This is a genomic window from Caproiciproducens sp. NJN-50 (assembly GCF_004103755.1).
GTDB lineage: Bacteria > Bacillota > Clostridia > Oscillospirales > Acutalibacteraceae > Caproicibacter.
The window spans coordinates 995,324-1,008,170 of record NZ_CP035283.1 but is presented as its reverse complement, the minus strand read 5'-3'; the positions used below and the strand labels follow the sequence as shown (position 1 = coordinate 1,008,170).

Here is a 12,847-nt window from a genome sequence, read left to right as displayed (position 1 = left end):
CTCATCACTGTTCCGCCGGTCTATTTGATTTTGATCCGATACTGCGGGATTGTTCTTCTAATATTTGAGAAACTAATTGATCTGCCTTGGTTTTCTGAGTGATCATCCAGTCATTAAAACTCAAGGCAGAAAGGCCGCCATTTTTAACGGCTCTTTTTTTTGCCCTGGCATCCATGCAAAATATGTGAAACGCTTTTTCAAAAGACTGATAATTCACTGCGCCTGTTTTCTTGAGCTTTCCCAGCTTGTTGTACCAATACATATAGCTGTTTTTATAATCTTTCTCATACCAAATGTCTTTTTTGATGCTGTCATACTTTCTTTTATTTAATCGGCGTTGCGTACGTCTGCATTCATCGCTGCATAAAGTTGGTATGTTGGCGGTATGAGCCAAAAACAGCCTGTTACAAATCTTGCAGCGTTGAAAATATTGATGGTTGCCGTATAGATACCTTAGAGAATAAAGCACAACCGGCATTAAATCAGCATCTGCAACAATGTATTCTTGAACACCATTTTTATTGTTATAGAAAAGCTTTGCACTTCCATTCAGAAGCGTATTATCGAAATAATCTAACGGGGAATCGCTCAACACACTTTGTCCTTTTTGGATGATACTTTCCAACGACAAATGAACTAATAGAGTCAAATTCTGAATGAAACCATTTAAAAACGGCGCTGAAGCTGTGTCTTGATTCTTAATACAGGGATGCTTTTCACTTCCTTGGTAAGACATATACTCTTGCCAGATTCTCAGTGCAAAAAATTTAAAACAGAGATTATCAGATTTATACAGATCATTTAATTGATTCATTGTAACAGGAGCTATTTGATGACAACAATCAATTACAAAAGAACCTATTGGTCTTTCTATATCAATGATTGTTGAAGCGGGATCTAAACCTTTGGCTGCTTGTCTGATTTCCTGTAATTCTCCGATAAGAACATTCTCGGTTTGCTTTTTTGCGTTGATGCAGAAAGCAAGAACACAGTTCTTCAAGGCGGGTATATCCGGGTGAATTCTATCCATAGTTTTCCTCCACAGTGTAGAAAAAGGCGGAGGCGGAGCAGCTCATCACTGTTCCGCCGGTCTGTTTGATTTCGACACCAGATACCGGATCAGCCTGGTTCTCATCCGGTCGGTCCACCCTTCGCGCTGAGGCAGCAGCCTTTTCACATCCACAAAGCCGGTTTGCGTCACGAACCGAAACGCCGCCGTCTCAGGGGATTCATAGATGGTGCTGGCTGTTTCTCCGGTTTTGGGATCGAGAATATAGGTCGTGTACTTTATCAGCATCGTTTTGGGATCAAAAAAAGTCGTGAGCTGATTTCCGCGATAACAGGCGATCTGAAATTCGCTGCCGCCGACGTTCGGAAGACTCTGATTCTTTTTCATAAACCGGATCATTTCCGCGATGTTCTCTTTCCCTTCGGCATCAGCTATCATCCGAACGGAAAGATCTGACAAGATTAATCCGAGGGGACGTCCGCTCCGGAACACCACAAGGTACTTCTCCAGCTTTCCCTGCTCCTCCACCGTATAGCCCAGCCCGCTCAGATAGGCGATCAGTTTTTGAAACATTACGCTCTCTCCTTTTCCTGCGCTTTTTCCCGCGATCCGGCTGCGCGGCTGTTGCTGAACTCTGCGGCGCGCTGGGAGAAATCCAATCTTTCATGCAGCGTGCTTGGCCTGTCATTGTCATATCTGCCCTCTTCCATCATAGCTTGGAATTCTTTCGGATCGATGGTGCCATACCGAAAGAGCATGATTTCTTTTAAGCTATCGTATCTTTCCTGGTTAAACCCGGACAGGGTCTGCAGGCGACTATAATCCTTGTCAAAATGATATTTCTTCAATTTTGCCCTTGGCGTAACGGATTTCTCCTTTTCCGGATTTTTCGCTTCTTGGGTCGGAGACTTTTTCTGCTCTGCGGCGGGAGGTTCTTTGTCCGGCCTTGAAGCTCTGGAGGTTTCCGTCATTCTTTCATTCATCCTTGCGGCAAAATCAGGATTTGACAGGACCTTTTGAAAAAACATTTCGGCCATCGCCGGATCATTCAGAACCTCGTCGGCAACATGACTGACTTCTTCCTCGGTAAAGGAATGCTTGGGGACCTCAGACGTTTTCGCCTCTGAAATGGGTTCTTTTTGTTGTTTTAAATCCGGCTGCTCATTGAATCCGAGCGCCGAGTTCAATTCTTCCACCATCTCATCAATCCTGGCCCTCTCCTCCGCGGATGCGTACTTGTTGTAAAAAACCCTGTGCTTTTCGTTGACTGTTGCAATTTCCTGGTCACGCCGGTTATGAATGGCATAGTGGCGTCCCTTTGGCGTAAAAACCACTTTCAAGGCCATTCCAATTCCCTTTAGCCCCTCCTTTAATTTTTCGAAAAAGCCGGGCAATAAATTTCTGTTGTCTGGATTCGTGTCAAAATAGGCGCCGGACAGAGATCGCTTTATCCGCTTGTCATCCGAGACGATTGAAACTTTTTTGTCCTTCCCGATATAACCCACCACATTGCCGTTCCGGTCCGTAATATCGTAACTGCGGTGGGCTTCCCTCCGATTCTCGCGGAACTGATAGCCTTTTTCCTGGACTGCTTTCATAAACTGATGCATGTGGGTCAATTGGAATGTCAAAACGGGGATTTCATTGGAAACCAGGCCGGAACGCGCGGCAAAATCCTGTGTGGCCTCGGATTTTACTTCAGAAGAGCTTAATAAGGTCCATTCCTTGTCCTGACCTTCCGAATAGATGTTATACACGGGCCGGCAACTGTCATAGTCGAACGACGCAGTCAGAATGACGTTCCGGTATTGGGATAGCTTGTATTCTCCCTGGTCTTGCTCAAGGCCCTGGTTCTCCGCCGCAAATTCGATGACCGGCTGAAGTCTTTCCCGTTCTTTTTCCTGCTCCGGAAGAAGCCTGATCGAAAGATCTTCCAAAAGGAATCCAATCGGCTCATCTCCCATTCTTAACGTGCAGGGCAGTACATCGTTTCCGATACTGTTGACCTCATAGCCGGCTTCTGCCAGCATGTCCAATAGATTATTCATTTCTTGTGGCCTCCTTTATTATTTGAGAAGCGGAACCCGTTCCGCTTTCTTTCTCCGATAATTCGTTTTCTGCCATCAGACGCGTCAGGGCGTCGGTATCCCGGTCTCCGATTGCGTCGATAATTTCGCTGATTGGAAACCCCCGCGCGGATAGTGAATTGAGGCTGCTCAGGATCTCCGTATTTTCCAGATCGCGGAGCTTTTCCTTTTTGAATTTTATTCCCTCCTGCAATTTTATGACCTTTTGTTCATCCCGTTTTAAAGACCGCTTCAATGTTTCCGTTCGTTCACTCATGAAATTCCTCCAAACAAAAAGGAAGGTAAAACACCTTCCCTCCGATCGTTTGATTTTATTGACCGCCCTTCATAACCATAGCGGAATCTTTAACCCGATAGTCTTCCGAAAGAATAGAAATGCTCCTGCCAATACGATTTGTCCAGTGTTGTGTACTGGATCGGATCGCCGCAGTGGATCATCCGATTGTTTCCGGCATAAATCCCGACATGGGTAACCGTACTTGAGGTTGGGTAAGTTTTCGTGAAGAAGACCAAGTCCCCCGGCTTTGCCTCCAAAGAGGATACAGGCGTGCATTCGTCAAAGAGGCCCTGCGCCGTTGTCCGGGAAAGGCTGTGTACACGAGAATGTGTGAATACCCAGCAGACGAAGCCGGAGCAGTCAAAGGAAGTGGCCGGAGTGGAACCTCCCCAAACGTAAGGGTAACCAAGATACTGATTGGCCTCCGTAAATAGTGCCTGAACCTGGGGATCATCGAACGCCTGACCCGGTTCGCCGTCAGCGCCCGGATTGACAAGATCGTTAATTCCGAGTCCACTAATCTGCTCCAGAAGCTCCAGCTGATCCAAAACGTCTTTCCTCTGAGCATCCGTAAATCCGAAATCATCTATCTTATCCTTTGCGGAAGAGGTAATGATGGTGATCGTGATATGATGTTTGATATCAGTGGATTCCTCGCCTGTGTCGGATCTTCTCTTGACCTTTTCATCGGTTTTTGTTTCTTTGTATGTATTGAGAACATCATAACAGTCCTTCAGCTTTTTCTTGTTTTCCTCAGTCAGCTCAATGTCTGTCCAGTTGCCGGTCGTGAGAATAGCTAAAGCGTTCGGGTCTGTGTTGATCTCGTCGCTGCCCTGAATGGTGACGTCATAATCATTTTTGTTTTCATAGTTTTTCCGCAGGTTTTCAATCTGCTCGGTGAATTGATCGTCGAGTTGCCGGACATAGGCTGTCAGCTCCGGATGCTCCGTCGTGCTGCCCATCAGACTTTCGGCAATTCCTCCAATCAGTATGGAGAGAAAAAGCATTCCGATAAAAATACCGATGATTAATAAAAGGCTTCTGGAAACTGCTGGCTTACTTAGAATCGTTTTGACTTTTTTCGCGTTTTCGATACCGGACCGGACTCGCCAGGTGGTCTTGACGCTGCCTCTGACCGCCTGAGTTCCCAGGTTATCATCTTCCTCGTCGAGCTTTTTTAAAAGACGGTCCCGGGCAAAAGAGAGCACTTTTTTCTTCATTCCTTCACGATGCCAGATAAGCCAGAATCCAGCTTTCACCGGCTGGGCGGCAGGATTATCATCTTTTCGCGCATCCCCGTTCGCCAGACGGCTTCCGGGAAAATGAAACAACTGCTTTTTGGCTCTGAATTTGACAGGTCCTTTCGAAAAACGCCCAGCCTCGCAGCTGATGTTTCTCCGTTCCCATGAATAGGAAGAAGAACCGGAACCGGAACGGGCGTCTTCACGGCCGTATGCAAAACGAGGGCGCGAGCGATTAGGGCGGTGGCCGGAATGGTTAACCTCGGATGGCTGAAAAACGAATTCCTGGTCGGTCCAATCAGAATTTTGCTCAGTGGGACTGGCCTTCCGGATACTCCTTACCTTTAACGGCCGATTTTCTTTTCTCTCGGTTTTACCGGGCGGACGGCCGTCATTTACGTTCCTTGGTACGGCCGCGGCCCTGTCGGTTTCCTCATGCAGATTCAGCTTTTCAGGAAGAGGCCGGTATCTTCCCTCCCGATGAAGGGAAAGATGCCGTTCCTTGGCGCGTTCGTTGGGAGCAACCAGACGCGACTGTCCGGTCGCAAGATTCCTTTTTACCACGCCGTTCCGGGTAAACTGAATTACTTCCTTATCCAGCAACAGCATCACCCGGATCTTTATTCTTTCCTTTCAGGTCCGACCTGATATAATCAAACAGTTTTAGTTTTTCATCGAACCGGTTGTCAAACTCCACGATGCTGTTTCCCGCCTTGAACAGTCCAACGCCGGAATCACAGAGCTGAAGGTCGCTGATCTGTTGCTCGGAAAGTCCCATCAGCTGAGAAATGGAATCGATCTCCGTTTTCTTCTGCCGGAAAAGCATGATGAATTCGGAGTTTGCAATCATGGCCTGTCCGCCTGAACTGCGGGCGGCATCGCGAATCTCCTGTGTCATGCCCGTCGCGATCAGTCCGTATTTTCTGCCGCGCTTCCAGCTGTTTGTGAGCCACTCTGCGGTTTGTTCATTCCGCAGGGAAAGGTGAACCTCGTCGTTCCAGAGCCATGTGTACTTGTGCAACGCCTGATTTTTCGAGATCAGGTTCCAGCAAAAATCCTGAATAATGGACATCCCCATGACCTGGAGCTGTTTGCCTAGATTTTTAGTGTTGAAACAGATCAAGCGGTTCCTGATATCGACGTTGGATTTCCCAGCAAAAATGTTAAGGCTCCCTTCCACATAGATTTCGAGTCCGCTTGCGAGGTATCTTGCAACCTGTTCCGGACGATTTCTGAGAATGTTGTAAAAATCGCGGAATGTCGGGATGTTTTTCTCACAGGGTTTTTTCACATATTCCCGATACGCTTCGCGAACGCAGTGGTCGATCACGGAACGGGCGGTCGGGTCAATTCCTTCCCGGTAATTCATGATGACCTCGATCAGGGAAATAATGAAATCGGATTTGAACGGGATCGGATTGGGTTCTTCGTCGCCTCCATAGTACTCATTGATATCGAAAGGATTAAACCGGGTTTTCGCTGCGTTCGACACCTCAATGACCTGACCGCCGAGAAGTTCGACCAATTTAGTAAAGCCGCCCTCCGGGTCGATGATAATCATATCGTCGTGGGTCCGGAAAAAACATTCCCAGATCTCAAGCTCCGCGCCCATCGTTTTGCCGGATCCGGAAGCGCCGAAATAGAAACCATGGGCATTGATATGGCTTTTCCGGTCCATGAAAATGACGTTGTGGGAAAGTTTATTCCGACCGTAGCACAGTCCTCCGCGCTGAACGATTTCCACTACGTTGAATGGGATAAAAGCTGCCAGCCCGGTCGTTGTGTTGATCCGTTTCACAAAGGTGTCGTTTCTTCCAAGCGGGACTACGGAATTCAACCCTTCCTCCTGGGCAAACGTAAACGGCCTGATCGTGCAGCCGGCTTTTGAAACCTTGTCGTCGATGGCGTCGACAATGGCATCCATTTCCTCCAGAGATTTTGCGCTGACTAAAATCAGGCCATTGAACAGAAACATTTTTTCATCCCGCGCCTGAAGATCCTTTTGAAACTGATCTGTCTTTTCAATGGTTTGTTTCAGCTCGCGGGGAGCTTTGGGATGCTGAATCCCCTGCTTGACCTGACGCTCCAGGCTGTCCTCTTCCTCACGATCCAGGCTTTTCAGGCGGGCAATCACATTCTTTATGGCTTCCCGCGGATTCTGCGGAGCGATGTTGATTGTCAGCAGCAGTCTCTTATCTATGGTCGTGATCTCTTTGATCAGCGTATCGGACATTTCTTCGGGCAGGTCGGTCAGGAACAGCGTTTGTGTATAATAGTCGCCCAGCTTAATATAATCGTCATGGCTGGTATCCATTGAGAACGGCGCAATCAGATCTTTATCGCAAATTCCGCTTTCAGCCATTTTTTCATAGCTGATTTCAGAGGTATCGTCCGGACGATAGATTTCACGGAGCAGCGATAGACGTTGCAGCTTATCCAGCGTCCGGGTTCCGGAGCCGATCTTATGCAGCATGGCCATCTTTTCCACACCGATCCGTCCGAGACGTTTCCGCGCTCTTTCGTACCAATTGGATCCTGACTCAACTCCGCCATATGATTCGCTTGACGCTTGAGAATGGCATGGAATTTATTGTTCAGCCAATCATACCGGATCTGTATAGAATATCCGCAGTATTCGCCAATTTCGGCTTTGTCGTTTTTGCAGCTGAGCTTTCCGCACTCCTTGATCAGCGCCGTTCCGGCCTCCTTTTTATCGGTATAGCCCATTCCCCGGACGGTGATGGAAAAATGCTCCGCATCCGGTAACGGATGCTCCTGAAGGAATTTCCGGTCGGCCTCCAGCGCGGAGATCAGCGTCGTTTTTTCCTGGATTGCCTCCGGATAAAAGGTTGTCAACCTGTCCTCCAGCGCATAATGCTGGGACAGAAATCCGGACTTCTGCATTTTAAGTTTTGTTACCTGAATGTCGAGATCCATTTTTTCCTTGATGCGGGGGTCGCCGGTAGCGAGGGCCTTAACCTCGGCGTAAGTGAGGACGGTATCGTCAATATCCTCGCAGCTGCGCGCCGGTGACTTGCTGGTCATGATTTGGCTGATGAAGTTCTGCTTATTCTGGATGATCTGCCAGTTATATGAATCAAATGTGTTTTTAGTAATGTACCTGAAAATCTTTACCTTTGGGTTGTTGTTTCCCTGCCGCAGGATGCGTCCCTCGCGCTGCTCAATGTCGCGCGGCTTCCAGGGACAGTCTAAATGATGTTCCGCAATAAGCCAGTCCTGTACGTTTGTCCCGGCCCCCATTTTTGCGGTCGAGCCGAGCAGAACGCGGACCTGACCACTCCGCACTTTTGTAAATAATTCCATCTTTTGGATTTCCGTCTTGGCGTTGTGGATAAATTCGATTTCCGGTTTCGGAACGCCCTGCCGGATCAGTTTTGCGTGGATGTCGTTGTAAACGTCGGTAAACGCGAGATCGTCAAATTGATTTGGTAGCATTTGTGCGATGCCGTCGACCACCTCCATTTGAATTTCCTGTGTCCCTTTTGGAGTGGAGAGATCGCAGAATACCAGCTGCGTTCCTTTCACCGGAGCGGACTCGCGCCAAACAGACAGGATGTTATTTACACACGTATTGACCTTGCTGTCCGGATCATCGGGCAGCAGGGGATTCATCAGCCGTTGGTCCAGCGCCAGCTTTCTCCCGTCGCTCGTAATTTTGAGCATGTTGTCCACCCAAGGGTCAACTTCCCGGTTTCGGACGGCTTCAGCCCTTTCGCCAAAGTCTTGTACCGCCTCCCGTTGGAATTCCGATGGCTGTGTGACTACGTTGACGTATTCCACTTCCGGCACGGGAAGCTTAAGCATGTCGGCGGTTTGAATGTCCGCGGCTTCCTTCCAGAGACTAAGCAGCTCCGGCAAATTGAAAAACCGCGCGAACCGCGTTTTGCTGTGGAATGAGGTGCCTTCCGGGGCCAGCTCGTTTGTTGTGACGACTTCCCCGAAAGTAGACGCCCAACTGTCAAAGAACAGTAGACTTGTTTCCTGAAGCATTCTGTATTGCAGATAGCGCATCATCGTATACAATTCCGTCATACTGTTGGAAACAGGCGTCCCGGTGGCGAACGTGATGCCGCGCCCGTCCGTCAGCTCGTCCATATACTGGCACTTCATAAACATGTCGCTGGACTTCTGAGCTTCCGTCTGGCCGACGCCGGCCACATTCCGCATTTTTGTGTAGAGAAACAGGTTTTTGTAGTTGTCCGCCTCATCCACAAACAGCCGGTCGACGCCGAGTTCCTCGAATGTGACAACATCATCCTTCCGGCTGTCGTCGTTCAGCCGTTCCAAACGGGCCTCCAGTGATTTTTTGGTCTTTTCCATCTGTTTGATCGTGAAATTTTCGCCGTTGTCCTCTTTCGCTTGTTCGATGCCGAACTCAATGTCATTCATTTGTGTCTGAATCATCATGATCTGGCGCTCTCTGGATACCGGGATTTTCTCAAACTGAGAAAATCCGATGATGACCGCGTCATAATCACCGGTCGCAATCCGGGCGCAGAATTTTTTACGGTTTGCCGGCTCAAAATCCGCTTTGGTCGAAACAAGGATTTTCGCGCCGGGATAAAGCCGCAGGAAATCGCCGCCCCACTGTTCCGTGAGGTGGTTCGGCACGTCGAGAATGCTTTTCTGACACAGGCCGATCTGCTTGGATTTCATCGCAATCGCGATCATTTCATAGGTCTTTCCAGCACCGACACAGTGGGCCAACAGCGCATTTTTTCCGTACAATCCCCGCGCGACGGCGTTGAGCTGGTGGGGCTTCAGCTTGATTTCCGGATTCATGCCGGGGAAAGTCAAATGGCTGCCGTCGTACTCCCGCGGTCTGTTGGAGTTGAACCTGATATTATAGGTCCGGCAGAGGTCCTGCCGCCGAGCCTGATCTTTCCAGATCCAGTTCTGGAAAGCTTCCTTGATCGCCTCCTGTTTTTGCTGGGCATTCTCCGTTTCCTCCACATTGGGCACACGATGCTCTTTTCCGTCCAAATCGGTTTTGATGTCATAAATTTGAACCGTCCTGGAATTTAGCGTATCCTCCAGAATCCGATAAGCGTTGGCCCGGCCTGTTCCGTATGTGGTGTAGACCTGAACATTATTTGCGCTGTCCAAGCCTTTTCCGCTGATGTTCCAGACGCCCGAAACCGGGGAATACTGCGTCCGGATTCCTTTTTCATTCTGTAAAGAAATCGGCGTGTCGAAGGTCTCGTACAGGAATTGGTCAATGTATTCCGGCTTAATCCAGTTCGCGCCGAGGCGGGCGCTGATCTCCGTCGCGGTCAGCTCCTTCGGCTGGACTTTTTCCAGCGCTGCAACGTTTCCGGCGTAGGCCGGATTCTGTTTTGCGGCTTCCCGTGCGGCATCGAGTTTTTTCCGGACATTGCCGGACAAGTATTCATCCGCAGGCTTCCAGCCGAAAAACGGGTCTGTCCCGGCCTCCGGGTCTTTGAAAATGACTCCCTGCAAATCGGTTTTGATGGATTCGATCCGCTCAGATCCGCCCAGCAGGGACGCCATATATCCTAGATCGACGCAGCCCTTTTCCGACAAAGAAGCAGCCAGGGCCTCGCTTGTCCATCCAATCAACATACTACTTGAGATAAATATATATCGTTCGCCTACAGACAAATTAAGCCTGTGAATGATTCGTATTGCAATTGACTTTATAATGATTGCAATTAGAAGGCTTGCACAAGACAACCAACCGAATTCCAGATATAATGTGATCCAATAGATCGCCCAAATAGAAATTTGTAATAGTAAAAAGATGATTTGAAATGTTTGTCTGTAAAAACAGGAAAACAAACTATAGGCTGGTGCAAATAGAAAAGCTATCAGTATAGGGTTTAGTACCGCTTGCTGATTGAACATTGTCACCATATTCTTACTCCACCAGCTTCGGCCCGATATGCCAATCCTGATAAACGTTTCCATTGATCTTTACATAGTCCGTCAGATTCTCTGAAAGCATCCCGGCCGGAGTCCATGCGTCCTCCAGGAAGGTGTAAACAGTGTACGTCCCGTCAGGGAACCAAAGCGGTGTAAACTGTACTCGATCTTCATAGGTCGAGTATTTATTTTTTGCAAATTCCAATGATGCCGATGTACCGGAAATTGTACAGTCCAGGTGCCGCCAGTACGTTTTATAGTCGAACTCCGGGAAGTAAGCCAGGCCCGTCTGCGGCGCGGTGACATGGGACAGGGGCGCGTTGGAACCGTTGACGCTGGTAACGCTGACGGTCACTCCGTATCCGGATTTCATTTCTTTCCCTTTGGCGCTCCAATCATGTGAGCTGGGCATCAGCGACATGCTGGCCGAGAGCTTCGCGTGATAGGACGTAAAATCGTAATGCCAGGAGCCTTCATCGACCCATTTCCCTTTGTCCTTCCAGTGGCCCCCGTTCGGTGAGCTGGAATCGGAAACCCAATGCCAGTCTTCATGCCATACCCAATTGGGGACCCAATAGCCGGACCACACTCCCCATGTGTTGGATGTAGTCGCTGCAGGGGAAGGAACGGTCGGGGTTGAGAAGGTGTCGTTGCGGTCGCTGGCTGTCGGATCGGGCGGCTCATGGCCGTCAACCGATACAATATTGGCCGTGATGCTGTCAACATCGAGAGATCCTTTTGAGGCCGACACGGAAATGCTCACCGTCTGCGGCGTGGACGGCGTATGCCACTTGCACCACACCAGTTGACTTTCCCCTTCAGGAATAACAACGTTGGACATGGTGAAACTGCCGCCGCTGATATGGAATGTAACCTTAGCAGTATGATCGGGATCAATTTCGTCATCCGTGCTGAGCGTGACGGAAGTGATCACGTCCGTATCCGTGCGATAGGTTGCCGTGGAACTGGCGGGGGGAATCGGATCGGAACCATCGTCCTTGAACTTGACAATGCCCAGGCCGAGCTGCTTAATGATCGTCGAATCAGACTGAGGCTTGCTGGTCGAACCGGAATAGGCGGGATATCCCATATCCGCCGTTTGCAGGAACATGGAGAGCGGCAGATTTTGATGCGAAAGGGACACCATCTTTGACCGTAGCCCGCCGCTCAACATTTGATCGTATTTCGCCGCCTCAGTTGCCGTCATGGCCATTTTAAAACCTTCGAACGTGAAGTAAGCGAGAGGCTCCAAAAGGAGCTTGTAGGTCCCGTCAGTCAATTTGTCGTATGAAATGCCAGTCCATCCAGCAATCTGTTTTGCAGCCCATTCAGCGCAAAAGTAGGCCTTGATTGCCGCTATGTTATTGCTGCTGTTCCCCGTAATAACCGTCGGAAGCGATTGACTTGGATTAATGTAAGTATAAGTTGACAGATTCCCCTCAAGGGATGCCCCGTTTTTATATTGTAGTTTGCATTTCTTCTTGAATGACCGAACGACATTGCTTTCGTTTTTGTTTGTCAGATCAATCGGCGTCGTTACCGGCTTGTTATCGCTTGCCCGCACAACGGTGACTCTGACGCCGTCGTCACCATTGTGCCAGATATTCTGAGCGGAACCACTTCCCATTCCGCCTCCCCCGCCACTCATATTTCCTTCCCCGTCGCCTGCATAAGCAATGATGTTCACGCTGAACGCAACGGTGAAAACAAAAAGAATCATAGCGATTAACCGTTTCATATCTGTCCCCCTAAACATAAAAAACACAGCCTGTTTTTCAACAAACTGTGTTCCGAAAATATTCAATTACCTTCTGAAAATTAATCCATAGTTCCGACCTGCTTGTGAATATCGCCGCCGTAATCAGGTACGCTGATTGCTTGCCCTCCGGTTCCAACCTGGTTCCCGAACACAGGGTCGCTATATCCAGCAGCTGATTTTTGCTTTGTGGTGGTGCTTTTTGAAGCGGTCGGCTTGCTGGAGTAGGTCGGCTTTTTGCTTTTATCGGTTAGAGCCGAGCTTGCGGGCGGCGCCGGTTTCGACGGCGTGGACGTCGGCTTTGAGACGGTCGTCAGCGGCGCGCTGGCCTGAGCACCGGAAGACGGCGCAAAAGCGGAACCGGTTCCGGCTTCCGAACTGATCTCTGGAATGGAAACCGGATTCGGCGTTCCGAGGATGATTTCCGCGCTGGATTCACTGGACGCTGATTCTGTCTCTTCCCCGGCATTGGCGTGAATCATGACCAAAGACAGGCAACCGACACATACCAGGCCAATGCCTACGAACATAACAGCCCTTTTTACTTTAGGCGATAAATTTTTCATAAGATTC

The 12,847-nt window shown here is 49.2% G+C and carries 8 protein-coding genes and 1 pseudogene; all 9 read right to left on the bottom strand.

Annotated elements, in window-relative coordinates:
• Window positions 1-4: 4 nt before the first annotated feature.
• The 9 genes and pseudogenes from EQM14_RS04805 to EQM14_RS04770 all read right to left on the bottom strand — a co-directional run bounded on the left by EQM14_RS04805 (window position 5) and on the right by EQM14_RS04770 (window position 12,840).
• The gene (locus tag EQM14_RS04805) at window positions 5-1,030 is read right to left on the bottom strand and encodes a hypothetical protein (protein WP_128741884.1); all 1,026 of its coding nucleotides are present in this window, start codon (window positions 1,028-1,030) and stop codon (window positions 5-7) included.
• Window positions 1,031-1,075: 45 nt separating this feature from the next.
• Window positions 1,076-1,582 (bottom strand): hypothetical protein, encoded by a 507-nt coding sequence (locus EQM14_RS04800; protein WP_128741883.1) that lies wholly within the window; start codon window positions 1,580-1,582, stop codon window positions 1,076-1,078.
• Window positions 1,582-3,057 (bottom strand): hypothetical protein, encoded by a 1,476-nt coding sequence (locus EQM14_RS04795; protein ID WP_128741882.1) that lies wholly within the window; start codon window positions 3,055-3,057, stop codon window positions 1,582-1,584. The genes EQM14_RS04800 and EQM14_RS04795 overlap by 1 nt, the downstream gene beginning before the upstream one ends.
• On the bottom strand, window positions 3,050-3,352 hold the full coding sequence (locus EQM14_RS04790; RefSeq protein WP_128741881.1) for a hypothetical protein: 303 nt from the start codon (window positions 3,350-3,352) through the stop codon (window positions 3,050-3,052). Before EQM14_RS04790 ends, EQM14_RS04795 begins: the two co-directional genes overlap by 8 nt.
• Before the next feature lie 89 nt (window positions 3,353-3,441).
• Window positions 3,442-4,593: a C40 family peptidase gene (locus tag EQM14_RS16870; RefSeq protein WP_330546239.1), complete on the bottom strand. Its 1,152-nt coding sequence runs from the start codon at window positions 4,591-4,593 to the stop codon at window positions 3,442-3,444.
• 613 nt (window positions 4,594-5,206) lie between these two features.
• On the bottom strand, window positions 5,207-7,102 hold the full coding sequence (locus EQM14_RS16625) for a VirB4-like conjugal transfer ATPase, CD1110 family (RefSeq protein WP_442861475.1): 1,896 nt from the start codon (window positions 7,100-7,102) through the stop codon (window positions 5,207-5,209).
• 674 nt (window positions 7,103-7,776) lie between these two features.
• Window positions 7,777-8,070 (bottom strand): annotated as a pseudogene (locus EQM14_RS16950) (helicase-related protein); the annotation flags it as partial.
• Window positions 8,071-10,513: 2,443 nt separating this feature from the next.
• The gene (locus EQM14_RS04775; protein WP_128741878.1) at window positions 10,514-12,256 is read right to left on the bottom strand and encodes a hypothetical protein; all 1,743 of its coding nucleotides are present in this window, start codon (window positions 12,254-12,256) and stop codon (window positions 10,514-10,516) included.
• An 80-nt stretch (window positions 12,257-12,336) separates the two neighbouring features.
• Window positions 12,337-12,840: a hypothetical protein gene (locus EQM14_RS04770; protein WP_128741877.1), complete on the bottom strand. Its 504-nt coding sequence runs from the start codon at window positions 12,838-12,840 to the stop codon at window positions 12,337-12,339.
• Between the last annotated feature and the right edge of the window lie 7 nt (window positions 12,841-12,847).

Coding starts and splice junctions, on each gene's coding strand:
- EQM14_RS04805 (WP_128741884.1), bottom strand. CDS start 1,030: ATGGATAGAATTCACCCGGATATACCCGCCTTGAAGAACTGTGTTCTT.
- EQM14_RS04800 (WP_128741883.1), bottom strand. CDS start 1,582: ATGTTTCAAAAACTGATCGCCTATCTGAGCGGGCTGGGCTATACGGTG.
- EQM14_RS04795 (WP_128741882.1), bottom strand. CDS start 3,057: ATGAATAATCTATTGGACATGCTGGCAGAAGCCGGCTATGAGGTCAAC.
- EQM14_RS04790 (WP_128741881.1), bottom strand. CDS start 3,352: ATGAGTGAACGAACGGAAACATTGAAGCGGTCTTTAAAACGGGATGAA.
- EQM14_RS16870 (WP_330546239.1), bottom strand. CDS start 4,593: ATGAAGAAAAAAGTGCTCTCTTTTGCCCGGGACCGTCTTTTAAAAAAG.
- EQM14_RS04775 (WP_128741878.1), bottom strand. CDS start 12,256: ATGAAACGGTTAATCGCTATGATTCTTTTTGTTTTCACCGTTGCGTTC.
- EQM14_RS04770 (WP_128741877.1), bottom strand. CDS start 12,840: ATGAAAAATTTATCGCCTAAAGTAAAAAGGGCTGTTATGTTCGTAGGC.